Source organism: Pseudomonas sp. MF4836, from assembly GCF_002018875.1.
Taxonomy (GTDB): Bacteria; Pseudomonadota; Gammaproteobacteria; order Pseudomonadales; family Pseudomonadaceae; genus Aquipseudomonas.
The window spans coordinates 672,937-698,633 of record NZ_MVOL01000003.1; the positions used below are offsets into that span (position 1 = coordinate 672,937).

The following is a 25,697-nucleotide window of genomic DNA, read 5'->3' on the forward strand; positions in this document are numbered from 1 at the left end:
CTTTTACAGTGCGATATTGGCCCCCGCGTCAGGGGACGTGCCTATGGACGCAGGGGGGAATCCTTTCCTTCGTCCAGATAAATCGGCCAATATCCGGCGATCTTTAATCAAAAGGAGGCAAGATGATGGCAGCGTTACCCTCACTCGGATTTGCCGGTATCGGCCTGATGGGGCTGCCCATGTGCCGGCGCCTCTTGGCTGCGGGGTATCCGCTGACCGTGTGGAACCGCAATCCGCAGAAGTGCGCGCCACTGGTAGCCGCCGGGGCGCGACAAGTCGCCACACCGGCCCAGTTGTGCGAGGCCAGTGACCTGGTGCTGTTATGCCTGGCCAATACCGAGGTGGTGCGCGAGGTGGTCTTCGGTGACCAGGGCATCGCCCAGGGTGCCCGGGCCGGACAGTTGCTGGTGGACTTCTCCAGCCTAGAGCCCACTGCCACCCGTGAAATGGCCGCCCAGTTGGCCGAGGCGACCGGCATGGGCTGGGTCGATGCGCCGGTTTCCGGCGGCACGGCGGGTGCCGAAAGCGGCAGCCTGGCGATCATGGCAGGCGGTGCGGTGGCGGATATCGAGCGGATTCGCCCGCTGCTGCTTAACCTCGGGCAGCGGGTGACCCACATGGGGCCGGTAGGCGCCGGCCAAGTGACCAAGGCCTGCAATCAGATGATCGTTGCCTGCAATGCCCTGGTGATTGCCGAAGTGGTGGCCCTGGCCGAGCGTTCCGGGGTCGATGCCAGCCTGATTGCCGAGGCCCTGGCCGGAGGTTTTGCCGACTCGCGGCCGCTGCAGATCCTCGCCCCGCAAATGGCGGAAAGCCGTTTCGAACCGGTGAAGTGGCATGTGCGGACCTTGCTCAAGGACCTGGACGGGGCGGTGAAGTTTTCCCGCGAGCAGGGCTCGGCCACGCCCATCAGCGGCTTGGCAGCACAGTTGATGCGCCTGCATGGGGCCCAGGGCTATCTGGAAAAAGACCCGGCGACCCTGATCCATCTCTATCGCCAGTCGGGGAGTGAAGACGCGTAGCGGCCCAGGCCGGCTGGTGCTCTTGGAGTTCGCTGAGCAATGCCGGCAGCAGCTCCAGGGACACCGGTCGGCTGAGCAGATACCCCTGGATGAAGTCGCAGCCGTAATGGCTGAGGAACGCGGACTGCTGCACGGTTTCGACGCCTTCGGTGACCACCTGCAAATGCAGGGTGTGGGCCATGATGATAATGGCCTGGACGATCTCCATGTCCTGGGTCGAATGGGGAATGTCCTGGATGAACGAGCGGTCGATCTTCAAGGTGTTGAGGGGCAGGCGCTTGAGATAGGCCAGGGATGAATAGCCGGTACCGAAGTCGTCGATCGACAGCGATACGCCCAGGGCCCGGATCTGCTGGAGCAGCGTCAGGGTATTGGCAATGTTGCCCATCAGGGCGTTCTCCGTGACCTCCAGCTCCAGGCACTGGGCCGGAAGGCCGGCGTGGTGCAGGGCCATCTTGATCTCGTCGGTCAGCTCGTCGCGCATCAGGTTCAGCGCCGAGCAATTGACCGCCACCTTGAGCTCGTTGAAACCCTGGCGCCTGAGCATGGCCAGGTCCTCGCAGGCCCGGCGCAACACCCAATTGTCGAGTTCGGCGATCAGGCCGTTGGCCTCGGCAATGCTGATAAAGCGGTCCGGCGCCAGCAACCCATGTACCGGGTGCTGCCAGCGGATCAGCGCTTCGAGTTTGCTGACCCGGGCGTTCTTCAGGTCGTAGATCGGCTGGTAATACACGGTCAGCCCGGCTTCGCTGCGCAGGGCGTGGCGCAGTTCTTCTTCCAGTTGCAGCTCCAAGGTGGCGCGGGTCTTCAGGTTGGAGCTGAAAAAATGCAGGCTGTTGCGACCCGCGCCCTTGGACTGATACAGCGCCAGGTCGGCGTTTTTCAGCAGCTCTTCGCAGGTGCGGCCGTCGTCGGGGAACACGCTGATACCGATGCTGGTGGTCATGACCATGCGCCGGCCGGCGAGCTCGATGGGCAGCTTCATCTTTTGCATGATGCGCTGGGCCATATGCCGCGCTTCGTCGCGGTTATGCAGGCTGATCAGGATGCAGAATTCATCGCCACCAAAACGTGCGACCACATCCTCGTGGCTGCGGGTGGAACCCTTGATATGCCCGGCCAGCACCTTGAGCAACTCGTCGCCGGCGTCATGGCCGAGGCTGTCGTTGATGCGCTTGAAGTGGTCGATATCCAGAAACATCACCGCCAGCATGCCGCCGCATGCGGTTTTTTCGATGAGTTTTTCAGCGAACAGCTGATTGAAGCCACGACGGTTGATCAGGCTGGTCAGGGCGTCGTAGTGCGCCACCTGCTGCAGGGAAACACGGGCCTGATCGAGCTGGCTGAGCAGGGCGTTGACCCGCCGCAGGTCGCGCTCCTTGTGTTGCAGTTTCTTGTCGGCCAGTGCAGCGCTGATGCAGCTGCCGATCAGCAGCAGGATGATCACCGCAATGGTCAGCCCCAGCTGCATATGGTTGTTGTCCTGAGGGGCGAGTTGCGGCGCGCCGAGGGGCAGGGCCAGGGTCATGGACCACATGCCGAGAAAATGCATGCTGACGATCCCGGCGCCGAGCACCAGGCTGCTGGCGTACTTGAGCAATTGATGGAACATGCCGCTGCCTTCGCGCAACAAACTGGACAGCAGCAAGGCGGCGAAGCTGCAGGTGATGGCGACGATCACCGCCAGGGCGAAGCGGATCGGGTCATAGATGGCCACGGCGCTGGAGCGCATGGCGGCCATGCCCACGTAATGCATGGCGCAGATGCCCAGGCCGATCCAGATCGAGGCACTGATGTAGCGCCCCAGCCGCAGTTCGGGTTGGCTCAGGGTATTCATCGCCAGCCAGGAGGCGACCAGGGCTGTCAGCAGCGAGAGCACGGTAATCGGCAGGTCGTAGCTGACCTCAATCGGCGGCTGGAAGGCCAGCATGCCGATAAAATGCATGGCCCAGATCCCCCCCGCCAGGCAGGCGGCACCTATCCAGCGCCACAGCCGCTGGGCTGCGGGGTTATCCACGTGGCCCACGCGCTCGGCCATGTCCAGCGTGGCGAAGCTGGCCGCACAGGCGACCAGATAAGCCAGCAGCACCAGAAAGGGGTTATGGCTGCAATCGAGCAATACCTGCCCACCTTCCGGAAGCTCGGTAAAAAAATGCGCCCCAAGCCATCCCATAGCATGCCCCATCACGGAATTTGCTCGCCCTGGCGGATCCCGGCGCCGACGAATGCCTTGAGTATAGAGCTCGCCCGTAGCCTGCAAGCGGTGATGGCAAACTGGTTCTAATGATTTGGTTATGGGCCCGATAGCGTTTGGCGCTAAGCGCTCTGTTCGAAATACAGCTCGTCGAAACGCGGCTCAAGGGGGGGCAGGCCGAACGCGGCACGCGCGGCATCGCAATCGGGGTTGGCCAGGCCGTCGGTCCAGGAGGCCTCGAACTCGCGGCAGGTGCTGGAGCGCTCATGGTAAATCGAGCAACTGACCTGGCTGCCCACTTCACCGACCAACCCCACGCAGCGCGTGGGTTTGCAGTCAGTGCCGAGCATGGCCACACGGCTGGGGCTGATGGACGCCACCAGGTCGTCGGGCACCGAGCCCCCGGCCGAGGCGCATTCTCCCCAGAAAAAAGACACGCGAAAGTGTGAACAGCAGGCACCGCAACTCAGACACGGACTGGCTTCGGACATGGGCGTCATCAATAGAAAAGGGGGAAGAGAGGGGGGAGGCAAGGCCGCCATTCTAGGCTTCGCATTGGCCTTGGGAAGGGGGGGCGAGGACTATATTTTCTGCCTATAAAGGTGGCAATTTGATTGCGGATTTTCGGGCTTGGTCCAAGGGGCGCGGCCTTCAGCCCGGGGCAAGATGCCATGGCCTGATATCAGGATGGCGAATGATCACAGACAGGTGCGGCAGGGCTGACTAGATTGCAGTTTCCAGGCTCGCTTGCGTCTGGCCGAATAACAATAAAGAGACCGAACCATGCACAACTCGACCCAAGCGGCGAATGCCTGGCGCATTCTATTCCTGTTGTTTCTGGCGAACCTGTTCAACTTTTTCGATCGCACCATCCCGGCCATCATCATCGAGCCGATCCGCATGGAATGGCACCTCAGTGACTTCCAGCTGGGGATCATCGGCACCGCCTTTACCATCGTCTACGCCATTGCCGGCCTGCCCCTGGGGCGCTTGGCCGATACCGGCTCGCGCAGCAAGCTGATGGGCTGGGGCCTGGCGGTGTGGAGCGGGCTGACGGCGGTCAACGGGCTGGTGGGCAGTTTCTGGAGCTTTCTGATCGTGCGCATGGGGGTGGGCATTGGCGAGGCCAGTTATGCCCCTGCGGCCAACTCGCTGATCGGTGACCTGTTTCCCGCGCACCGTCGGGCCCGGGCCATGGGCATCTTCATGCTGGGCCTGCCCCTGGGGCTGCTGCTGGCGTTCTTCACCATCGGCGCGATGGTCAAGGCCTTCGACAGCTGGCGCGCGCCGTTCTTTATCGCCGCCGTGCCGGGCCTGTTGCTGGCGGTATTCATGTTCTTCATCAAGGAGCCGGCACGAGGCGCCGCCGAGACGGTAAAGATTTCCCAGGAGCCGGTGGACCGGCCGATCCGTCGGGTACTGGCGATCCCGACCTTTCTCTGGCTGGTGCTGGCCGGGCTGTGCTTCAACTTCGCCACCTATGCCTGCAACTCGTTCCTGGTGCCGATGCTCCAGCGTTATTTCCTGATGCCACTGCAGGAGGCCGCCGTGGCCACCGGGGTGATCGTCGGGGTGACCGGCCTGATCGGCCTGACCCTGGGCGGCTGGATCGCCGACAAGATTCACCAGCGCGTAGCCAATGGGCGCCTGCTGTTTGCCGCCTGCAGTCTGATCATCTCCACCTTGTGCACCGCCTGGGCGCTGCATGCCGGGCGGATCGAGATCGGCGTGTTTGTCGCGCTGTTCAGTGTCGGCTGGCTGTTTGCCTACAACTTCTACACCTGCGTCTACACCGCGATCCAGGACGTGGTCGAGCCACGGCTGCGGGCCACGGCGATGGCCCTGTTTTTTGCCGGTCTGTACCTGCTGGGTGGTGGCCTGGGGCCGGTGGTGGTGGGCGGGCTGTCCGACCATTTTGCCCACTCGGCGATGTACGCCGCCGGTGCCGAGCAAATGACCGAGGCCTTCAAGGCCGTCGGCTTGCATGACGCCATGTACCTGATTCCGGTTGCACTGTTTTTGACCATGCTGTTTCTGTTCCAGGCCTCGCGCAGTTTTGTGAAGGATGCGAAGCAGATGAAGGAGGGGTTGGTGGCGAGTGAAAGGCCGATCGTGGCAGCCGTGGTCTCGTGAGTCTCAATGGTCGGAATCGCCCAGTCATCGGTGGGCGTTTCGCGGGAAGGGCAGGGCTGTAGAGGCGCTCAGGCCGCACTATGCGTCAGTTGTTTCTGGCGGTTATTTGGGAAATTTCTCATGTTGGTGGCTTTTTTGTATTGCTAGTGTCTGGACCCCGGCTTCATCGGGAAAGGTGTCCAGCTTCGGATGCGTTCGTCTGACTTAGGCAATAAGGAAAGTTTTCGTGAAAACGGTTTTCAAGGTCATTGCTCTCTCCACTATCATCGCTAGCGCCACTGGTTGCGTGAGCTACAACATGAGTCAACCTTCGGCGCCGATTGACAGCCAAGTCAAAGCCGACCTCAAGGCCGATGTTGCGGTCGGGGAGGCGATATCCGGCCAGTCTTCGGTCAATGTGCTTTTTGGTGTGTTCAAGTTCGGCGGTGATAGCCAATTTGCCGATGGTGTTTCCTACGGCGGCCAATCTTCGGGTGGTCTAGGTGGTCTGGGGCTTGATCCCGTTGCAGCCGTCAAATCGGCAGCGGCTTTCAAAGCAGTCAAAGCTTCCGGTGCCGACCTGATTGTTGCGCCTCGTTATGAAGTCACTGAAGAAGACTACTTCGTATTCAAGAAGGTCTCGGTGACGGTTAAAGGTAACAAAGGCAGCATCCGCAGCATTCGTTAAGCGATCAACCAAGGCCGCACACAAAGACTTCTATCTGGTGATGGTCGTGTGGCCCTGGTTTTGAGCTGTTGTCAGTGCCGCGAAGATAATCCTCCTCGCGGGGTGTTTCCAGGGCTGAATGCTGTTGCGCCTAGGCTGAAACTGGTTTGCCCGCCAGCGTCCTTGGCGACACAGGTTCAGCTCCCTACCGTTAATGAACCCCGTTAGCCCGCCTCCCCAGCGGGCTTTTTTATCCTTGGACGCCGCCCGCAAAGGCAAAAAAAGGCCCGCATTGCGCGGGCCTTTTGTTTCAGCAGGGCAGGGCGGTGATCAACCGGCTACCAGCACCCGAATCGCTTCCAGTCGCAGCGCCGCCTTGTCGAGCATGGCCAGGCCTTGCTCGCGTTGTTGGCGCAGGGCCACCAGTTCGCTGTCGCGCACGGTCGGGTTGACCGCTTGCAGGGCGGTCAGGCGCGCCAGTTCTTCGTCGGTGTCAGCTGCCAGGCGACGCTGGGCTTCGGCCACACGCTCGGCATGGCGCGGGGCGATTTTCTCTTCGCCGGCGTTGATCCGGGGCGTCAGCTGATCGCGCTGGGCCTGGATGAACTTGTTGGCGCTGGCCCGCGGCACGCTTTCCAGCTGCTCGTTGAGGGTCTCGAAGGCGACGCGTGCCGACAGGTCGTTGCCATTGGCGTCCAGCAGGCAGCGCAGGGCGGCCGGTGGCAGGTAGCGGCCCAGTTGCAGGGAGCGCGGGGCGACCACTTCGCTGACATACAACAGCTCAAGCAGCACGGTGCCAGGTTTGAGCGCCTTGTTCTTGATCAGCGCTACTGCGGTATTGCCCATGGAGCCGGACAGCACCAGGTCCATGCCGCCCTGCACCATTGGGTGTTCCCAGGTGATGAACTGCATGTCTTCGCGAGACAGCGCCTGGTTGCGGTCGTAGGTGATGGTCACGCCTTCGTCGTCGCCCAGGGGGAAGCTGGCGTCGAGCATTTTCTCGCTAGGCTTGAGGATCAGGGCGTTTTCCGAATGGTCTTCGCTGTCGATGCCAAAGGCGTCGAACAGCGTCTCCATGTAGATCGGCAGGGCGAATTGATCGTCCTGTTCGAGGATCGCCTCCACCAGCGCATCACCTTCGCCGGCACCGCCGGAGTTGAGCTCCAGCAGGCGGTCGCGGCCGGTGTGCAGCTCCTGTTCCAGACGCTCGCGCTCGGCACGGGCTTCGTCGATCAGGGCTTGCCACTCGCCGTCATCGGCGTTTTCCAGCAGCGGCAGCAGGCGTGGGCCGAACTGATGCTGCAAGGCGTTGCCGGTCGGGCAGGTGTTGAGGAAGGCGTTCAGCGCTTCGTGGTACCACTGGAACAGGCGCTCTTGCGGGCTGGTTTCCAGGTACGGCACGTGGACTTCGATGACGTGCTTCTGGCCGATCCGGTCCAGACGGCCGATGCGTTGCTCCAGCAAGTCCGGGTGCGAAGGCAGGTCGAACAGCACCAGGTGGTGGGCGAACTGGAAGTTGCGACCTTCACTGCCGATTTCCGAGCAGATCAGCACCTGGGCACCGAATTCTTCATCGGCGAAGTACGCGGCGGCGCGGTCGCGCTCAAGGATGTTCATGCCTTCGTGGAATACCGTGGCCGGGGTGCCGGAGCGCACGCGCAGGGCGTCTTCCAGGTCCATGGCGGTTTCGGCGTGGGCACAGATCACCAGGACCTTAGTGCGCTTGAGCATCTTCAGCTGGTCGATCAGCCACTCGACCCGTGGGTCGAAGCGCCACCAGCGTTGTTCTTCGTCGGTGTCCGGCTGGGCCTGGAAGCTGACTTCCGGGTACAGCTCGGCGTGCTCGCCCAGGGGCAGTTCGAGGTATTCGTCCGGGCACGGCAGCGGGTAAGGGTGCAGTTTGCGCTCGGGGAAACCTTGCACGGCGGCGCGGGTGTTGCGGAACAGCACGCGACCGGTGCCGTGGCGGTCGAGCAGCTCACGCACCAGGCGCGCGCTGGCTTCGGTGTCGCCATCGTTGACCGCAGTCAGCAGGGCTTCGCCTTCATTACCCAGGAAACCCTGGATGGTCTTGTGCGCTTTTGGCGACAGGCGACCCTGATCCAGCAGCTCCTGCACGGCTTCGGCCACCGGGCGATAGTTCTCGCTCTCGGCGCGGAATGCCTTGAGGTCGTGGAAACGGTTGGGGTCAAGCAGGCGCAGCCGGGCGAAGTGGCTGTCCTGGCCCAGTTGTTCCGGGGTCGCGGTCAACAGCAGGACGCCGGGAATGGTTTCGGCCAGTTGCTCGACCAGCGAATACTCAGGGCTGGCCTGGTCTTCGTGCCACACCAGGTGGTGGGCTTCGTCGACCACCATCAGGTCCCAGCCGGCGGCGAACAGCGCGTCCTGGGCCTTTTCGTCGTCCACCAGCCATTCCAGGGCCACCAGTGCGAGCTGGGTGTCTTCGAAGGGGTTGCTGGCATCGCTTTCGATAAAGCGTTCTTCGTCGAACAGCGCGACCTGCAGGTTGAAGCGGCGGCGCATTTCCACCAGCCATTGGTGCTGCAGGTTTTCCGGCACCAGGATCAACACCCGGTTGGCGCGGCCCGACAGCAGTTGGCGATGGATCACCAGGCCGGCTTCGATGGTTTTGCCCAGGCCCACTTCGTCGGCCAGCAATACGCGCGGGGCGATGCGGTCGGCGACTTCACGGGCAATGTGCAACTGGTGGGCGATTGGCTGGGCGCGTACGCCGCCCAGGCCCCACAGCGAAGACTGCAACTGGCGGCTGGTGTGCTCCAGGGTGTGATAACGCAGGGAGAACCAGGCCAGGGGGTCGATCTGGCCGGCGAACAACCGGTCGCTGGCCAAGCGGAACTGAATGAAGTTCGAGAGCTGGGTTTCCGGCAGGGTGACCTGCTCGTTCTGCCCATTGAGGCCGTGGTAGACCAGCAGGCCGTCGACGTCGTCGACCTCTTGCACGGTCATTTTCCAGCCTTCGAAGTGGGTGATGCTGTCACCCGGCGAAAACCTCACGCGAGTGAGGGGCGCATTCCGTAGCGCATACTGGCGAGTGTCGCCAGTGGCCGGATAGAGCACGGTGAGCAAGCGACCGTCCTGTGCCAGAACGGTGCCTAAACCTAGCTCAGCTTCGCTGTCACTAATCCAGCGTTGCCCCGGTTGATACTGCTGCGCCATGCTGCCTGACTCCCGCCTTGAAAAAGCCGACTATCTTAACGGAACGAGGCCCCGAGACCAAAGAACTCTGATCAAAACAGCCTGGATAAAAGGTAGCGCATCGCATTATTTGTCGGGCTCTGGGGCACCATTGGCTGACGACTGGGTCACAAGTTTGCGACAGATGGCTCAAGTCGTCGTTGCCGCAGCCGACAGCCTGCCGACAGGAGATCAATAATATGCTGCCACCGATGCTCCCCTTGAGTGCCGTGCCCATCACTTCACAGCAGGACCCGATCCGGCCACGTCCGGACATCCCGCCAGTGGTGCCTGTGCAACAGAGTTCCAACGAAAGCACGATCGACCTGAAAAAGCGCGACACCGAGCAGTCGGCGCTGCTGTTGCGCGAAGAGCAGCAACGCCAGCAGGAACGGCAAAAGCGCCAGCGCGAAGCCGAGGACGATCCCGAGGAGCACCTGGCGATCCCCGGTGATGAACTCAACGCCGACAACACGGTGCCCGTGGTACCGCTGATGGAAGATGCGCCGCGCCAGGGGCTGTGGGTCGACGTCGAAGTCTGAGGCACTGCCACTCCGGCAAGTCCCTCATGGCTGGTCAAGCGTTGCCGGGCGCCGCATTATTGGCGCATCCGCCTCAGCCGCAGCTCTCATCCAGGATGAGCATGCGGCGGGCATTGACCCTTACTAGACGCAAGCCGACGCCATGAGCCAAGACGACAAACTGATCGATCTCAACACCGAACGTGCCAAGCGCGTGCATGACCTCAATGACAAGCGCCTGAATGAAGTGCGCCAGGCATTCGAGCAGGCGATGCCGTTGGGCAAAGCCAAGAAAAAACCGAAAAACAAACCGAAAAAGCGCTGAACAGGCGGTTTTCTGTTGATGTGGATCAGTTATTCCCCCTCCCTGTCGCCCTGTCTTGGGCGACATTGACCCCGGTCAATTTATCCCCCCGCCTCTTTGGTTAACTTAGCCCCATCGCAACAGGGCAAGAGCAGGAGGCCAGTCATGTTTTTCGATAATGTGGTGATCGCCGGAGTGCTGACTGTCGGCCTCATGGTTCTGTTTTTCGCAGGGTTTGGATTCTTCATCTGGAAAGACGCGAACAAGCGTAAAAAACCATAGATCAACGTCGATCTTTCCAGTTATACGAGCACGCAAGGCATTTTGGGCAACTTCGGTTGCCCTTTTTTTTGCCTTGAAAAAACCAGATGCGCCGCTGGCGGCCAGGCATAAAAAAAGGTGCGACCCACAGGGCGCACCTTTTTGTGTTCGGCCTGAGCTATCAGGAACCGAGGGCCTTCGATGCCAGCCAGAACAGACCGGCCGACAAGCCGACCGTTGCCGGCAGGGTCAGGACCCAGGCCATCAGGATGGTCTTCACGGTACCGCCCTGCAGTCCGCTCTTGTTGGCGACCATGGTCCCGGCCACACCCGAGGACAGCACGTGGGTGGTCGACACCGGCAGGCTGAAGATGTTGGCCAGGCCGATCATGCTGGCCGTGGTGATCTGCGCCGACATGCCCTGGGCGTAGGTCATGCCCTGCTTGCCGATTTTTTCGCCGATGGTCAGTACCACGCGCTTCCAGCCGACCATAGTGCCCAGGCCCAGGGCCAGTGCAACGGCGAGAATCACCCAGAACGGGGCGTACTCGGTGGTGGCGGTCAGGTCTTTACGCAGCTTGTCGAGGTCGGATTTTTCACGGGCATCAAGCCCTGGCAACTTGCCGACTTTCTTCGCGGTGTCGTCCAGGCACAGCAGGTAACGGCGAACTTCGATGCGGTGCTCGGAACTCAGCGAGTGGTAGTCGGAGACGCCCTTGAGCGTGCCGAGGAGGGCGTTGATGGTCGGTTCGGTCTGTTGCGGATTGCAACGGAATTTACCCGGGAGGTCATCTTTAACGCTTTTACCCAGGGCCAGGAACTCACCCAGGGTCTCGTTGTTGCGCTGATAGAACTGATTGAGGTGCAAGGTGGCATCGCGGGTGCGCTCGATCTGGTAAGTGGTGCTGCCCAGGTCGAGTACGAACTGCGCAGGCACGATACCGATCAGCACCAGCATGATCAGGCCGATGCCTTTCTGACCGTCGTTGGAGCCGTGCACGAAGCTGACCGCCATGGCGGAGATCACCAGCACCAGGCGATTCCAGAACGGTGGGTGCTTCTTGTCGTCCAGCTTGCGGCGTTGGTCCGGGGTCTTGTGCATCTTCGACAGCGGGCGCCACCACTTCAAGCCGACCAGCACCAGGCCAGCTACCAGGAAGCCGGCCATCGGCGAGAACACCAGCGAGGCGCCGATATCGATCGCTTTCTGCCAGTTGACCCCATCCGCCAGCGGAATGTCGTTGATCAGGGCGTTGGCCAGGCCGACCCCCAGGATCGAGCCGATCAGGGTGTGGGAGCTGGAGGCCGGGATACCGAAGTACCAGGTGCCCAGGTTCCAGGTGATGGCGGCGGCCAGCAGCGAGAACACCATCGCCAGCCCGTGGCCGGTGTTGACGTTGATCAGCAGCTCGACCGGCAGCAAATGGACGATGGCATACGCCACGCCAACACCGCCGAGCAGCACCCCGAGGAAGTTGAACACCCCGGAAAAGAACACTGCCAGATGAGGAGGCATGGCTTTGGTGTAGATAACAGTGGCAACCGCGTTAGCGGTGTCATGAAAGCCGTTGATGAACTCGAAGGCGAGGACAAAGGCCAGGGCGAGCAACAGGCTCACAAGAACCCAAGCATCCAGTCCGCTGAATAAATCGATCATGAAGGTTTTCTGACCCGGTCATAAGGGGGCGCGATTATGCCAGAAAACCCTGGTAATCAATGCACAAGGTGCTCATCGGTAACATTCTTCAATGAAAAAACTGACCCAGGGCAGCTTTTCCTCGGGTTGCCGGAAGGTCGGGCAAGTCATTGATTTTGCAGGGTACAGTCCCGGGAGAGGGCGCGAGGCGGGGACAGTCGATCATTCAAACGACTGTATGAAATTTACTCTTCAGGGCTAGCCGCGGCCAAATGCCTCGCTCCGGTCGATGGAGGCAATAGGTCGCCCGAGGGTAACGAGCGCCGGTGGCCAGCCCTGTCGTCCGCGGTAATCGGGTCGAACAGGTGGCCAGCCTTGAAGAGTTCAGGCAACAGTCGTCAAGGATGATCGGCCTTGAGTTCTTGTTCCATCTTTTGCAGTTCTTGAGTGAAGGCCTGGTCAAGAATGCTGGCGCGTTTACGCCATGGCTTGCGTTCCGGTTCAGGCTGAGCGGCGTAGGTGGTGACTTCCCCGCCGTAAACTTCCTTGTAACGTTGTTCCTGGCGCTCAAGTTCCGCGCGCAGTTCGTCTTTCGTCACAGTGTTACCTAATTAAGTGGGATAAAAATCGGTGATACGCATTGCCCGGTGCATGACTCATCAACTCACGGGTACTCGGATCCATTGCAGCACCGAGGTTGCCATTGGAGTTCGCCAAGTCATGTCCTTGTTGCACGCGGCCACGCCACCGATTCAAGAACAACTGTCGTAGCAACAGTCTTCATTTACTTCCTGCAAGCGCTTTTACCGGGTCAATGACGGGGGGTAGACACTTGCGACAGGAAACAGCATGCAATGATGCGTTGCCTGGGTGATGGAGTGATCAAAGCAAAGAATGCTGTGAACCTCACCGTTTTACATTATAGCGAGGGTCATGAACAACTCTATCGTCGATAAGTTAAAAAGCGTCATTACATATGAGGCTTTTATTACACGAAAGTTTTAATCACTAATGCCTTCTGTTGCCAGGCAGTACAGGCTGTGGGGTCTTCAGGTTAGATGGGGCAAGTTATCGGGTAAATCAAGGGCGCGGCAATGTTGCAGTGCGGGGAAGATAACGTCGCCCTGTGGATTTTTTATGACGCCCGGCGCAAATGGCGGTTTTTGATGCTGAACCTCATCTGATTGCGATTATCGGCCGATGGTTCGATAATCGCCCAATGTTGGCTGTACCGGCTTGTGCATTTTCTCCAATACGGCTTGTAATAAGGCCGAACTTCGACGCAGAGAGCATGAAATGAACGATCAATTGCGCAATTCCTTCGCCTCGGTGGCGCCTCCGATTGTTGCCTCTCCGGCGAAGAGGATTCAGGCGTTGACCGGTGATCCGGATTTCATGACCTCTCTGGCCCGTGGCCTGGCCGTGGTCCAGGCATTTCAAGAGCGCAAGCGCCACCTGACCATCGCCCAGATCAGCCACCGCACCGAGATTCCCCGGGCGGCAGTGCGTCGCTGCCTGCATACCCTGATCAAGCTCGGCTACGCCACCACCGACGGGCGGACCTATTCGCTGCTGCCCAAGGTGCTGACCCTGGGACACGCCTATCTGTCGTCGACGCCGCTGGCGGTGTCTGCCCAGCCTTACCTGGACCGCATGAGCGAGCAGCTTCACGAAGCCTGCAACATGGCGACCCTGGAGGGAGATGACATTTTATATATCGCCCGTTCAGCCACCACCCAGCGCCTGATTTCGGTGGACCTCTCCGTCGGTGGACGGTTGCCGGCCTACTGCACGTCCATGGGCCGCATCCTGCTGGCGGCACTGGACGACGCTTCCCTGCGTGAATACCTCGAGCACGCCGACCTGCAAGCCAAGACCAGCCGTACCCTGCACACCGCAGAGGCCTTGCTCGAATGCCTGCAGCAGGTTCGCCAGCAGGGCTGGTGCATTGTCGACCAGGAACTGGAACAGGGCCTGCGCTCTATCGCGGTGCCGGTCTATGACGCTTCGGGCCAGGTGCTGGCGGCGCTGAACGTCAGCACCCACGCCGGCCGGGTCAGCCGTACCGAGCTGGAGCAGCGTTTTCTGCCGGGTCTGCTCAGTGCCAGTCGAGACCTGAGCGCCCAGCTGTTTTCCTAACCTGTTCGATAAACGCACAACTACGCATTTGGCGAATTGACGCTCTTTCCCTTGCCTTATTAATGTCGCGGCAGCGTCATCGGCCGCCGCCCCTGTTTCAGCGGGCGGCCGTACGGCGACCCCATAATAAAGAAGAGGTCCAATCCCATGAGCATGCTCCCCCTGCGCCGTCATCGAAGCTGCCTTCGACCCCTGGCCGCCTGATCCCGGAATTCTCTCCTTTGCAATGACCTGACCAACCCTCGGCGAGCTTCGGCGCGCCTGCGTTTTACCCTGGAATAAAAATAATGAACCAACCCCTGTCAGCTTCTGGCAACTGCCTCGATGTGCAGTCCTTTATCAATGCCCAGCCCTTGTCGCGTTATCAGTGGCGAGTGGTGATCCTGTGCTTCCTGATTGTCTTCCTCGACGGCCTGGACACCGCGGCCATGGGCTTTATTGCCCCGGCACTGTCCCAGGATTGGGGCATCGACCGCGCCAGCCTCGGGCCGGTGATGAGTGCGGCGCTGATCGGCATGGTCTTCGGTGCCCTGGGTTCGGGCCCGCTGGCCGATCGTTTCGGGCGCAAGGTGGTGTTGGTGGGGGCGGTGCTGCTGTTCGGCGCCTTCAGCCTGGCCTCGGCCTACAGCACTAACGTCGATCAACTGTTGGTACTGCGCTTCCTCACGGGCCTGGGGCTGGGTGCGGGCATGCCGAACGCCACCACGCTGCTGTCCGAATACACCCCGGAGCGGCACAAGTCGCTGCTGGTGACCAGCATGTTCTGCGGCTTCAACCTGGGCATGGCCGGTGGTGGTTTCATTTCCGCCAAATTGATCCCGGCGTTTGGCTGGCACAGCCTGTTGCTGATCGGCGGGATCCTGCCGCTGATTCTGGCGCTGGTGCTGCTGGTCTGGTTGCCGGAGTCGGCGCGTTACCTGGTGGTGCGCAATCGAGGAACCGACAAGGTGCGCAAGGCCCTGGCGCCCATCGAGCCGACCATCGTCGGTCAGGCCGCGAGCTTCAGCGTGCCGGAACAAAAGACGGTCAAGGCGCGCAATGTGTTTGCGGTGATTTTCTCCGGCACCTACAGCGTCGGCACCTTGCTGCTGTGGCTGACCTATTTTATGGGGCTGGTGATCGTCTACCTGCTCACCAGCTGGCTGCCGACCCTGATGCGTGACAGTGGCGCGAGCATGGAGCAGGCGGCGTTTATCGGCGCGCTGTTCCAGTTCGGTGGAGTGCTGAGCGCAGTGGCGGTGGGCTGGGCCATGGACCGGTTCAATCCGCACAAGGTCATTGGCACCTTTTACCTGCTGGCTGGGGTCTTTGCCTACGCGGTGGGTCAGAGCCTGGGCAATATCACCCTGCTGGCGACCTTGGTGCTGATCGCGGGTATGTGCGTCAACGGCGCGCAATCGGCCATGCCGTCCTTGGCGGCGCGGTTCTATCCGACCCAGGGGCGTGCCACGGGCGTGTCGTGGATGCTCGGGATCGGGCGCTTCGGTGCGATTCTCGGGGCCTGGATGGGCGCCACCTTGCTGGGGCTTGGCTGGAATTTCGAGCAGGTGCTGACTGCTCTGGTGATTCCGGCGGGCCTGGCGGCGACGGCGGTGGTGATCAAGGGCATGGTGAGTCACGCGGATGCGACTTGAGAGCGGTTGGTTTTGAGGTAAAGGGGGAGGGCATGGGGATCGATAGCTCGACAACAATATGTTCGATAAACGAACACTCAGTCGATTATCGGATTGTTTGGGCCATGGCCCCGGCTTAATCTTCAGGGCACGCAGGCAGCGCTTGTCGCGCCTTTTTCGTCCAGTCGCTCAATAACAATCGGGAGCCCCCCAATGGCTGAAATCCTTTCGCTGCACGACGCGGTGAAGCAGTTCGTCAACGACGGCGATACCGTCGCGCTCGAAGGCTTCACCCACCTGATTCCTACGGCCGCAGGTCATGAAATCATCCGCCAAGGCAAGAAAGACCTGACCCTGGTTCGGATGACCCCTGATCTGATCTACGACCAGTTGATCGGTGCCGGTTGCGCTCGCAAGCTGATTTTCTCCTGGGGTGGCAACCCCGGTGTCGGTTCTTTGCACCGCCTGCGCGACGCTGTGGAAAAACAGTGGCCGCACGCCCTGGAAATCGAAGAGCACAGCCACGCCGACCTGGCCAATGCCTACGTGGCCGGTGCCTCGGGCTTGCCGTTTGCTGTGTTGCGCGCTTATGCCGGTTCCGACCTGCCCAAGGTCAACCCGCTGATCAAGAGCGTGACCTGCCCATTCACCGGCGAAGTGCTGGCGGCAGTGCCGTCGGTGCGTCCGGACATCACCGTGATTCACGCGCAAAAGGCCGACCGTAAGGGCAACGTGCTGCTGTGGGGCATCCTCGGGGTGCAAAAAGAGGCGGCACTGGCGGCCAAGCGCTGCATCGTCACCGTCGAAGAAATCGTCGACGACCTCAACGCCCCGATGAACGCCTGTGTGCTGCCGACCTGGGCCCTGAGCGCGGTCTGCCACGTACCTGGCGGTGCACATCCGTCCTACGCCCACGGTTACACCGAGCGCGACAATATTTTCTACCAGGCCTGGGATCCGATCGCTCGCGACCGTGAAACCTTCACCGCGTGGATCAACGAATACATCCACGGCAGCGCCGATTTCAGTGAATTCCAGGCCAAGCTGGCCCGCGCTTCGGAGGCCAAATAATGACTTACTCCACCAATGAAATGATGACCGTTGCCGCCGCCCGCCGCCTGAAGAACGGTTCGGTGTGTTTCGTCGGCATCGGCCTGCCGTCCAAGGCCGCCAACCTGGCGCGCCTGACGTCGTCGCCGGACGTGGTGCTGATCTACGAATCGGGCCCGATTGGTGCCAAGCCCAGCGTACTGCCGCTGTCGATCGGTGACGGCGAACTGGCCGAAACCGCCGACACCGTGGTGCCGACCGGCGAAATCTTCCGCTACTGGCTGCAGGGCGGGCGCATTGACGTCGGCTTCCTCGGCGCGGCCCAGGTTGACCGCTTCGGCAACATCAACACCACGGTGGTCGGTGACTATCACCACCCCAAAGTGCGCTTGCCCGGTGCCGGTGGCGCCCCGGAAATCGCCGGTTCGGCGAAAAGCGTACTGATCATCCTCAAGCAGTCGTCGCGTTCGTTCGTCGACAAGCTCGACTTCATCACTTCGGTGGGCCATGGCGAAGGCGGCGACTCCCGCAAACGCCTGGGCTTGCCGGGTGCCGGCCCGGTGGGGATCATCACCGACCTGTGCATCATGGAACCGGAAGCCGGCAGCCATGAATTCGTGGTCACCGCGCTGCACCCGGGCGTGACCCGTGAGCAGGTGGTTGCCGCCACCGGCTGGGCGATTCGCTTTGCCGACAATGTCGAGCAGACCGCCGAGCCGACTGAAGTCGAACTGACCGCACTGCGCGATCTGGAAGCACGTACCGCCGCGGCCCATGGCCAGGCACCGGGAGAAGCCTGATGCGCGAAGTCTTTATCTGTGATGCGATCCGTACCCCGATCGGCCGTTTCGGCGGTGGCCTGTCGGCCGTGCGCGCCGACGACCTGGCGGCGGTGCCGATCAAGGCGCTGATGGAACGCAACCCATCGGTGGACTGGAGCGCGGTAGACGAGGTGTTCCTCGGCTGCGCCAACCAGGCCGGCGAAGATAACCGCAACGTGGCCCGCATGGCCTTGCTGCTGGCCGGCCTGCCGGAAAGCATTCCGGGGGTCACCCTCAACCGCCTGTGCGCGTCGGGGATGGACGCCATCGGCACCGCCTTCCGTGCGATTGCCAGCGGCGAGATGGAACTGGCAATTGCCGGTGGCGTCGAGTCGATGTCCCGTGCGCCCTTTGTCATGGGCAAGGCCGACAGCGCTTTTTCGCGCAACATGAAGCTGGAAGACACCACCATCGGTTGGCGCTTTATCAACCCGTTGATGAAGGCCCAGTACGGCGTGGATGCCATGCCACAGACCGCCGACAACGTGGCGGACGATTACCGGGTGTCCCGCGCCGACCAGGACGCCTTTGCCCTGCGCAGCCAGCAACGTACGGCGGCGGCCCAGGCGGCCGGGTTCTTTGCCGAGGAAATCGTGCCGGTGCGCATTGCCCATAAAAAGGGCGAAAGCGTGGTCGAGCAGGATGAGCACCCACGTGCCGATACCTCCCTGGAAACCCTGGCCAAACTCAAGCCGGTCAACGGCCCGGACAAGACCGTCACCGCCGGCAATGCCTCGGGTGTCAACGACGGTGCCGCGGCGCTGATCCTGGCGTCGGCCGAAGCGGTGAAGAAACACGGCCTCACTGCCCGCGCCCGGGTGTTGGGCATGGCCAGCGCCGGTGTCGCACCACGGGTCATGGGCATCGGCCCGGTGCCTGCGGTGCGCAAGCTGATCGAGCGCCTGGGTGCGGCAATCAGCGATTTCGACGTGATCGAACTCAACGAAGCCTTTGCCAGCCAGGGCCTGGCGGTCCTGCGTGAGCTGGGCCTGGCGGACGATGCGCCGCAGGTCAACCCGAACGGTGGCGCCATCGCCCTGGGTCATCCGCTGGGCATGAGCGGTGCACGTCTGGTGCTGACGGCGCTGCATCAACTGGAAAAAAACGGCGGTAAAAAAGGCCTGGCGACCATGTGTGTGGGTGTCGGCCAAGGGCTGGCGCTGGCCATCGAACGCGTCTGACGCCTGCTCCAGGAGCCTGTTCACGATCTGGCCAGCGACCCTCAGGCATGTTCAACGCCGCCTGAGCCAAGCGCAGCAGATCGTGACCAGGTTCTAATAAGAAAAGAGGATTGACCATGATTGACAAGCCCGGTTACCGGCGCCCGCAAGCGGGTACTCAGCCTGATTATCTGCACCCGGCCTACAAGTCGACCAACACCCGCTCGCCCTCCAAGCCGCTGGTGTTCTTGCCCCATTCGCTGTCGGAAATCACCGGCCCAACCATCGGTGCCGAGTCGCTGCACGAGGGTGATAACGACCTGACCGCACAACACGCCGGCGAGCCCCAGGGCGAGCGCATCATCATCCACGGCCGGGTCCTGGACGAGAACGGCCTGCCGGTACCGGGCATTTTGGTGGAGATCTGGCAGGCCAACGCCGCCGGCCGCTACAACCATGACCGCGACCTGCACGACGCCCCCCTGGACCCGAATTTCACCGGCACCGGGCGCACCGTGACCGATGCCGACGGCTGGTATCAGTTCCAGACCATCAAGCCCGGTGCCTACCCGTGGGGTAACCACGAAAACGCCTGGCGCCCGGCCCATATCCACTTCTCGTTGTTCGGTCCCAGCGTGCTGACGCGCCTGGTGACCCAGATGTATTTCCCGGGTGACCCGCTGCTGGCTTACGACCCGATCTACAACTGCGTGCCGGACACCCGCGCCAAGGAACGCCTGATCGCCAGTTTCGACCTGGACAAGACCATTCCTTCCTATGCCCTCGGTTACCGTTGGGACATCGTTTTGCGCGGCCGCGATGCCACGCCGATGGAGAAATAAGATGACGCTGACCGCGACCACTTCACACACCGTCGGCCCCTACTACCACATCGGCCTGACCTGGCTGAACCGCGAAGACCTGACCCAGGCCGAGACCCTTGGCCAGCGCGTGGCGATCACCGGGCAGGTGGTGGACGGCAATGGCGATTTCGTCAACGACGCGATGCTGGAGATCTGGCAGGCCAATGCCGCAGGCAAGTACGACCACCCTGAAGACGACCAGCCCAAGGCCCTGGACCCGAGCTTCCAGGGATTTGGCCGGGTGCCGGTGGACGCCGAAGGGCGCTTCCGTTTCACCACCATCAAGCCGGGTACGGTGCCGGGCCTGAAGGGCGCGACCCAGGCGCCGCACCTGGTGGTGCTGGTGTTTGCCCGTGGCCTGGTCAAGCACTTGCTGACGCGCATTTACTTCGACGGCGAACCGGCCAACGCCGCCGACCCGTTGCTGGCCTGCGTGCCGGCCGAGCGCCGCAGCACCTTGCTGGCCAAGGCCGATGCCGACGGCACGTATCAGTGGAACGTGATCCTGCAATGCACTGAGGCCGAGACGGTGTTTTTCGATTACTGACCGGCGACGCCGGTGCCGGTGTCTGCGGCGGCCCTTCGGGGTTGCCGCAAGCAGCGGCGGCAGACAGGGGAACGGGACTGTTGCCAAGTGTGTCTAGACTCACACTGTCCCCAAAGAGTGAAAACCCATGACAAGCACAACCAGTCACTACACCGGTGAAGAACGCAGCAAGAGGATCTTCGCGATCGTCGGCGCGTCTTCGGGCAATCTGGTCGAATGGTTCGACTTCTATGTCTATGCCTTTTGTGCGATCTATTTCGCCCCGGCATTTTTCCCCTCCGACGATCCCACGGTGCAGTTGCTCAACACCGCCGGCGTATTTGCCGCCGGGTTTCTGATGCGTCCCATCGGCGGCTGGCTGTTCGGCCGGGTAGCCGACAAGCACGGGCGCAAGAATTCGATGATGATCTCGGTGCTGATGATGTGCGCCGGCTCCCTGGTCATCGCCTTCCTCCCGACCTACGCCACGATTGGCGCCTGGGCCCCGGCGTTGCTGCTGGTTGCGCGGCTGTTCCAGGGTTTGTCGGTGGGCGGCGAGTACGGCACCACTGCCACGTACATGAGTGAAGTGGCGCTCAAGGGCCAGCGCGGCTTCTTCGCCTCCTTCCAGTACGTGACCCTGATCGGCGGGCAATTGCTGGCGGTACTGGTGGTGGTGATCCTGCAGCAGTTCCTCGATGAGCAGGAGCTCAAGGCCTGGGGCTGGAGAGTACCCTTTGTGATTGGTGCGATTGCCGCAGTGATCTCGTTGTTGCTGCGCCGCACGTTGAAAGAAACCACCAGCAAGGAAATGCGTGAAGACAAGGACGCGGGCAGTATTGTCGCGCTGTTCAAGAATCACGGCGCCGCCTTTATCACCGTGCTGGGCTACACCGCCGGCGGCTCGCTGATTTTCTACACCTTCACCACTTATATGCAGAAGTACCTGGTGAACACCGCCGGGATGCACGCCAAGACCGCCAGCTACATCATGACCGGTGCGCTGTTTCTCTATATGTGCATGCAGCCGTTGTTCGGCATGCTGGCCGACAAGATCGGCCGCCGGAACTCGATGCTCTGGTTCGGGGCCCTGGGGACCTTGTTCACGGTGCCGATCCTGATGACCCTGAAAACCGTTTCCAGCCCGTTCCTGGCCTTTGTCCTGATCACCCTGGCCCTGGCGATCGTGAGTTTCTACACCTCCATCAGCGGTCTGGTGAAAGCCGAGATGTTCCCACCTCAGGTGCGGGCCCTTGGGGTTGGCCTGGCTTATGCGGTGGCGAATGCGATTTTCGGCGGTTCGGCGGAGTATGTCGCCCTGGGCCTGAAGACCCTGGGCATGGAAAACACCTTTTACTGGTACGTCACGGTCATGATGGCGGTGGCGTTCCTGTTCAGTCTGCGCCTGCCCAAGCAGGCGGCGTATCTGCACCACGATCTTTGACCTGTCCGCGCGCGCCCATCACGGGCGCGTGCCTCCAAGGGATTGTTTATGAGTACACCGGCGAGCAACCAATTGTTCGATGCTTATTTCACTGCTCGCAGCATGCGTGAAGTGTTTTGTGATCAGGGCCGGGTCCAGGCCATGCTGGATTTCGAAGCGGCCCTGGCCCGAGCCGAGGCCCGCGTCGGGCAGATTCCGCAGAGTGCGGTGGCGCCGATCGAGGCGGCCTGTCGCGCCGAGCTCTATGATTTCGCGGCCCTCGGCGAAGCCATTGCCACGGCCGGCAACTCGGCGATTCCATTGGTCAAGGCACTGGGCAAGCAGATTGCCCAACGCGACGCCGAGGCCGAGCGCTATGTGCACCTGGGGGCGACCAGCCAGGACGTAATGGACAGCGGGCTGGTGCTGCAACTGCGCCAGGCCCTGGGCTTGATCGAAGCCGACCTGGGGCGCCTGGGGCACATCCTTGCGGCCCAGGCCACCCGCTATGCCGGCACGCCGCTGGCCGGGCGGACCTGGTTGCAGCATGCGACCCCGGTCACCCTGGGCATGAAAATCGCCGGCTGGCTGGGGGCGGTCAGCCGCAGCCGGCAACGCCTGCAGGAGTTGAAGCCGCGGCTGCTGGTGCTGCAGTTCGGCGGCGCCTCCGGGACCCTGGCGGCCCTCGGCGAGCAGGCATTGCCGATTGCACAGGCATTGGCCGGCGAGCTGCACCTGTGCCTGCCGGAACAACCCTGGCACACCCAGCGTGACCGTCTGGTGGAGTTCGCCGCTGCGCTTGGCCTGATCGCCGGCAGCCTGGGCAAGCTGGGACGGGATATCAGCCTGTTGATGCAGACCGAAGCGGCGGAAGTGTTCGAGCCCTCGGCGCCGGGCAAGGGCGGATCATCGACCATGCCCCACAAGCGTAATCCGGTGGGCGCGGCGGTTTTGATCAGTACCGCGACCCGGGTTCCCGGGCTGCTGGCGACCATGTTCAGCGCCATGCCCCAGGAGCACGAACGCAGCCTGGGCCTGTGGCATGCCGAGTGGGAAACCCTGCCGGAGATCTGCTGCCTGGTTTCCGGTGCCCTGCAACAAGCCTTGCTGGTGGCCGAGGGCCTGGAGGTCGACGCCGAGCGCATGGCCAGCAACCTCGACCTGACCCGCGGCCTGGTATTGGCCGAAGCCGTGAGCATCGCCCTGGCCCAGCGCCTGGGACGCGAGACGGCCCATCATCTATTGGAACAATGCTGCAAGCGGGCGGTGGCCGAAGGGCGCCACCTGCGTGCGGTACTGGGCGATGAACCCCAGGTCGGTGCCGAGCTTTCGGCCGCTGAACTGGATCGCCTGCTCGATCCGGCCCATTACCTCGGCCAGGCCCAGACCTGGGTCGAACGCGCGGTGGCCGAACACTTTGCCTTGAACGCCTGAAGGAGACTGCTGTGGCATTCGTAAAACTCGCCGATGGCGAACTGCACTACCAGCTTGATGGTCCGGAACACGCTCCGGTACTGGTGCTGTCCAACTCGTTGGGCACCAGCCTGCGCATGTGGGATATCCAGATCCCGGCCTTTACCCAACACTTCCGTGTGCTGCGCATGGATACCCGAGGCCACGGCAAGTCGCTGGTCACCCCGGGGCCCTACACCATTGAACAGTTGGGCCATGACGTGCTGGCGCTGCTGGATGCCTTGCACATCGAACGCGCGTACTTCTGCGGCCTGTCCATGGGCGGCCTGATCGGCCAATGGCTGGGCATCAATGCCGGCGAGCGCCTGCACAAGCTGGTGGTGTGCAACACCTCGGCGAAGATTGGCGAGCCGTCGATCTGGAACCCGCGCATCGAAACCGTACTGCGTGACGGCGAGGCAGCCATGGTGGCGTTGCGCGATGCTTCGATCGCCCGCTGGTTCACCGCGGACTTCGCCGAAGCTCACCCTGACCAGGCCAAGTTGATCACCGACATGCTGGCGGCGACTTCGCCCGAGGGCTATGCAGCCAACTGCGCGGCTGTGCGTGATGCAGACTTCCGTGACCAGGTGTCGGCGGTCAAGGTTCCGACCCTGGTGATTTCCGGTACCGAAGATGCGGTCACGCCGCCGTCGGGCGGGCACTACATTCAGGAACATGTGCTGGGCGCCGAGTACGCCGAGTTCTACGCCGCGCACTTGTCCAACGTGCAGGCTGGCGCCGCATTCAGCGACCGGGTCGTGGAATTCCTGCTGGCCGACAAGAGCATTTGAGGAGTCGCTTGTGGACGAGAAACAACGTTATGACGAGGGGATGCAGGTGCGCCGCGCGGTGCTGGGTGATGCCCACGTCGATCGCAGCCTGAATGCCCTGACCGAGTTCAACTCGGAGTTCCAGGAGATGATCACCCGCCACGCCTGGGGTGATATCTGGACCCGTCCGGGCCTGCCGCGGCATACCCGCAGCCTGATCACCATTTCCATGCTGATCGGCATGAACCGCAATGAAGAGCTCAAGCTGCACCTGCGTGCCGCCGCCAACAACGGGGTGACCCGTGGCGAGATCAAGGAAGTGATCATGCAGAGCGCGATCTACTGCGGCATTCCTGCGGCCAATGCGACCTTCCATCTCGCCGAGTCGGTGTGGGATGAATTGGGTGTCGAGTCCCGCGAGGCCTGAACCCCGCACGCCGATAAAAAAGGCCAGCACCGGTAAACCGGGCTGGCCTTTTTCATGGGTGGGTTTTGCCGGAGCAGGTCCTGGCGAAACGACTTACAGCAGGCTGATCGGGTAGCTGACGATCACGCGGTTCTCGTCGAACTCGTTGTTGCTGTAGTCGCGACGCATGCTGGAATTGCGCCATTTGAAGTTGAGGTTCTTCAGGGTGCCGCTCTGCACGGTATAGGCCAGTTCCGACTCGCGGCCCCATTCCTTGCCATCGGTGATGGTGCCGGTGTGCACGTTGTCACCGCTGATGTAGCGGTTCATCAGGGTCAGGCCCGGTACGCCGACGGCGGCGAAGTTGTAATCGTGGCGCAGCTGCCAGGATTTTTCCTTGGCGTTGTCGTAGCTGGAGTTGTAGCTGTCGTTGGCCAGGGTGCCGCCGCTGGTGCCGTTGACCCGCATCCAGGCGTTGTCCCCGGTGAGTTTTTGCAGGCCGACATAAAAGGTGCTGCCGCCGTACTTGGCCGAGAACAGGCCGGACCAGGTCTTGTTATCCAGGTCGCCGGCGCGGGCACTGCCGTCTTCCTTGCCGTAGAAGAAACCGAGGTTCGCGCCCAGGGTCCAGTCCCCAACGGGTTGGGTATGAACCAGATTGATGAACTGTTGGCTGTAGATGTCCTTGAGTTCGGCGTTCCACAGGCCGATCTGGGTGCGCTTGTCGTTGAAGCTGTATTCGCCGCCCTGGAAGTTGAAACGGTCGGACGTGAACGCGGCTTTGCCGGTCATCGACATGTCGCTCATGCTGCTGTCGTCTCGCGGGCTGTTGGCGCGGAACTGGCCGCCGTAGAGGGTCAGGCCGTCGATTTCCTTGGACGTGATCTGGCCGCCACGGAAGGTCTGTGGCAGCGAGCGGCCGTCATCGGAACGCAGGATCGGCAGCACCGGCATCCATTCGCCCACCTTGACCTCGGTCTGCGACAAGCGCGCCTTGAACGCCACCCCCAGGCGCCCGAAGTTGTCGGCCGGGCGCCCGTCACGGTCCAGGGGCAGTAACTGAGTGCCGCCGGTGCCTTTGCCGCCGTCGAGCTTCAGCGAGTACAGGCCCAGCACGTCCATGCCGAAACCCACGGTGCCTTGGGTGAACCCGGACTTGGCATCGAGGATGAAACTCTGGGTCCACTCTTCGGCCTTGCCCTGGGCCTTGGTCGGGTTGGTGAAGTTGCGGTTGATGTAGAAGTTGCGCAGGTTCAGGTTGACCTTGGCATCTTCGAGAAAACCGGACTCTTCGGCCATCGCCGGCAGGGCGGCAGCGGCCAGCGCCACGCCGAGCAGGCCAGGCAGGAGGAAAGGAGAAGTGGGGGTCGTTGGCTTCATGTTGTCGGTCTCTCTAATTGTTAGGGCGCAGCACGGCACTGCCGCTACGTCAGTCGCAGAGCCAGGTGGAAAGTGGGCGTGGTGAAACGGCTGCAAATCAGCCGGAGAGGGCAGGGCGAGGGGTCATGGTGCAGAGCCTGTTGTTATTGGTTTTTATCGCTGCGGGGAATGGTGCGGTG

Annotated in this window: 23 protein-coding genes; 17 read left to right on the forward strand and 6 right to left on the reverse strand. The window is 62.0% G+C overall.

Going from position 1 to position 25,697, the window contains the following annotated elements:
* Positions 1–122: 122 nt before the first annotated feature.
* Positions 123–1,022 carry an NAD(P)-dependent oxidoreductase gene (locus tag MF4836_RS09860; RefSeq protein WP_078470168.1) on the forward strand — a complete coding sequence of 300 codons (900 nt, stop codon included), beginning with the start codon at positions 123–125 and terminating at the stop codon, positions 1,020–1,022.
* Here MF4836_RS09860 and MF4836_RS09865 read toward each other — a convergent pair.
* Both MF4836_RS09865 and MF4836_RS09870 read right to left on the reverse strand, forming a co-directional pair.
* Positions 910–3,195 (reverse strand): putative bifunctional diguanylate cyclase/phosphodiesterase, encoded by a 2,286-nt coding sequence (locus MF4836_RS09865; RefSeq protein ID WP_078470169.1) that lies wholly within the window; start codon positions 3,193–3,195, stop codon positions 910–912. The genes MF4836_RS09860 and MF4836_RS09865 overlap by 113 nt on opposite strands.
* A 143-nt stretch (positions 3,196–3,338) precedes the next feature.
* A complete protein-coding gene (locus MF4836_RS09870) occupies positions 3,339–3,707 on the reverse strand; it encodes a YkgJ family cysteine cluster protein (RefSeq protein WP_078470170.1) in 369 nt (122 codons plus the stop codon).
* 292 nt (positions 3,708–3,999) lie between these two features.
* On the opposite strand from MF4836_RS09870, the gene MF4836_RS09875 reads away from it, so the two are divergent.
* Positions 4,000–5,349 carry a spinster family MFS transporter gene (locus MF4836_RS09875; protein WP_078470171.1) on the forward strand — a complete coding sequence of 450 codons (1,350 nt, stop codon included), beginning with the start codon at positions 4,000–4,002 and terminating at the stop codon, positions 5,347–5,349.
* Between the two features lie 226 nt (positions 5,350–5,575).
* Complete coding sequence (locus MF4836_RS09880; RefSeq protein WP_078470172.1) at positions 5,576–6,016, forward strand: hypothetical protein; 441 nt, start codon at positions 5,576–5,578, stop codon at positions 6,014–6,016.
* 309 nt (positions 6,017–6,325) lie between these two features.
* On the opposite strand, the gene rapA is transcribed toward MF4836_RS09880, so the two are convergent.
* Complete coding sequence (gene rapA / locus MF4836_RS09885) at positions 6,326–9,172, reverse strand: RNA polymerase-associated protein RapA (RefSeq protein WP_078470173.1); 2,847 nt, start codon at positions 9,170–9,172, stop codon at positions 6,326–6,328.
* Between the two features lie 218 nt (positions 9,173–9,390).
* Here rapA and MF4836_RS09890 point away from each other — a divergent pair, with 218 nt between their 5' ends.
* The 3 genes from MF4836_RS09890 to ccoM all read left to right on the forward strand — a co-directional run bounded on the left by MF4836_RS09890 (position 9,391) and on the right by ccoM (position 10,297).
* Entirely contained in the window at positions 9,391–9,732 is a 342-nt protein-coding gene (locus MF4836_RS09890) for an aspartate-semialdehyde dehydrogenase (protein ID WP_078470174.1), read from the forward strand.
* Positions 9,733–9,874: 142 nt separating this feature from the next.
* Entirely contained in the window at positions 9,875–10,036 is a 162-nt protein-coding gene (locus MF4836_RS35500; protein ID WP_020299074.1) for a hypothetical protein, read from the forward strand.
* A 144-nt stretch (positions 10,037–10,180) separates the two neighbouring features.
* Positions 10,181–10,297 (forward strand): cytochrome c oxidase subunit CcoM, encoded by a 117-nt coding sequence (ccoM, locus tag MF4836_RS36020; protein ID WP_015634423.1) that lies wholly within the window; start codon positions 10,181–10,183, stop codon positions 10,295–10,297.
* Positions 10,298–10,457: 160 nt separating this feature from the next.
* Here the strand turns inward: ccoM and MF4836_RS09895 are convergent, their stop codons facing one another.
* Together MF4836_RS09895 and MF4836_RS09900 are read right to left on the reverse strand one after the other, a co-directional pair.
* Complete coding sequence (locus MF4836_RS09895) at positions 10,458–11,933, reverse strand: inorganic phosphate transporter (protein WP_078470175.1); 1,476 nt, start codon at positions 11,931–11,933, stop codon at positions 10,458–10,460.
* A gap of 377 nt (positions 11,934–12,310) precedes the next feature.
* Entirely contained in the window at positions 12,311–12,511 is a 201-nt protein-coding gene (locus MF4836_RS09900) for a hypothetical protein (protein WP_020299072.1), read from the reverse strand.
* A 697-nt stretch (positions 12,512–13,208) separates the two neighbouring features.
* Between MF4836_RS09900 and pcaR the strand changes: the two genes are divergently transcribed.
* The 11 genes from pcaR to pcaC all read left to right on the forward strand — a co-directional run bounded on the left by pcaR (position 13,209) and on the right by pcaC (position 24,159).
* Positions 13,209–14,051, forward strand: a complete 843-nt coding sequence (gene pcaR / locus MF4836_RS09905; protein ID WP_078470176.1) for a pca regulon transcriptional regulator PcaR — start codon at positions 13,209–13,211, stop codon at positions 14,049–14,051.
* A gap of 287 nt (positions 14,052–14,338) precedes the next feature.
* A complete protein-coding gene (locus tag MF4836_RS09910; protein WP_078470177.1) occupies positions 14,339–15,685 on the forward strand; it encodes an MFS transporter in 1,347 nt (448 codons plus the stop codon).
* Between the two features lie 192 nt (positions 15,686–15,877).
* The gene (locus MF4836_RS09915; RefSeq protein WP_078470178.1) at positions 15,878–16,735 is read left to right on the forward strand and encodes a CoA transferase subunit A; all 858 of its coding nucleotides are present in this window, start codon (positions 15,878–15,880) and stop codon (positions 16,733–16,735) included.
* The gene (locus MF4836_RS09920; RefSeq protein WP_178102927.1) at positions 16,732–17,514 is read left to right on the forward strand and encodes a CoA-transferase subunit beta; all 783 of its coding nucleotides are present in this window, start codon (positions 16,732–16,734) and stop codon (positions 17,512–17,514) included. Before MF4836_RS09915 ends, MF4836_RS09920 begins: the two co-directional genes overlap by 4 nt.
* Positions 17,511–18,716, forward strand: coding sequence for a 3-oxoadipyl-CoA thiolase (pcaF, locus tag MF4836_RS09925; RefSeq protein ID WP_178102928.1), 1,206 nt, complete (start codon positions 17,511–17,513; stop codon positions 18,714–18,716). Before MF4836_RS09920 ends, pcaF begins: the two co-directional genes overlap by 4 nt.
* A 116-nt stretch (positions 18,717–18,832) precedes the next feature.
* The gene (gene pcaH, locus MF4836_RS09930; RefSeq protein ID WP_078470181.1) at positions 18,833–19,537 is read left to right on the forward strand and encodes a protocatechuate 3,4-dioxygenase subunit beta; all 705 of its coding nucleotides are present in this window, start codon (positions 18,833–18,835) and stop codon (positions 19,535–19,537) included.
* 1 nt (position 19,538) lies between these two features.
* Positions 19,539–20,105: a protocatechuate 3,4-dioxygenase subunit alpha gene (pcaG, locus tag MF4836_RS09935; RefSeq protein ID WP_078470182.1), complete on the forward strand. Its 567-nt coding sequence runs from the start codon at positions 19,539–19,541 to the stop codon at positions 20,103–20,105.
* A gap of 127 nt (positions 20,106–20,232) precedes the next feature.
* Positions 20,233–21,528, forward strand: coding sequence for an MFS family transporter (locus tag MF4836_RS09940; protein WP_078470183.1), 1,296 nt, complete (start codon positions 20,233–20,235; stop codon positions 21,526–21,528).
* Between the two features lie 48 nt (positions 21,529–21,576).
* On the forward strand, positions 21,577–22,941 hold the full coding sequence (locus tag MF4836_RS09945) for a 3-carboxy-cis,cis-muconate cycloisomerase (protein WP_078470184.1): 1,365 nt from the start codon (positions 21,577–21,579) through the stop codon (positions 22,939–22,941).
* Between the two features lie 11 nt (positions 22,942–22,952).
* Positions 22,953–23,753, forward strand: a complete 801-nt coding sequence (pcaD, locus tag MF4836_RS09950; protein WP_078470185.1) for a 3-oxoadipate enol-lactonase — start codon at positions 22,953–22,955, stop codon at positions 23,751–23,753.
* A gap of 10 nt (positions 23,754–23,763) precedes the next feature.
* Positions 23,764–24,159 (forward strand): 4-carboxymuconolactone decarboxylase, encoded by a 396-nt coding sequence (gene pcaC, locus MF4836_RS09955; RefSeq protein WP_078470186.1) that lies wholly within the window; start codon positions 23,764–23,766, stop codon positions 24,157–24,159.
* Positions 24,160–24,252: 93 nt separating this feature from the next.
* Here the strand turns inward: pcaC and MF4836_RS09960 are convergent, their stop codons facing one another.
* Positions 24,253–25,518, reverse strand: coding sequence for an OprD family porin (locus tag MF4836_RS09960; RefSeq protein ID WP_078470187.1), 1,266 nt, complete (start codon positions 25,516–25,518; stop codon positions 24,253–24,255).
* Positions 25,519–25,697 lie beyond the last annotated feature (179 nt).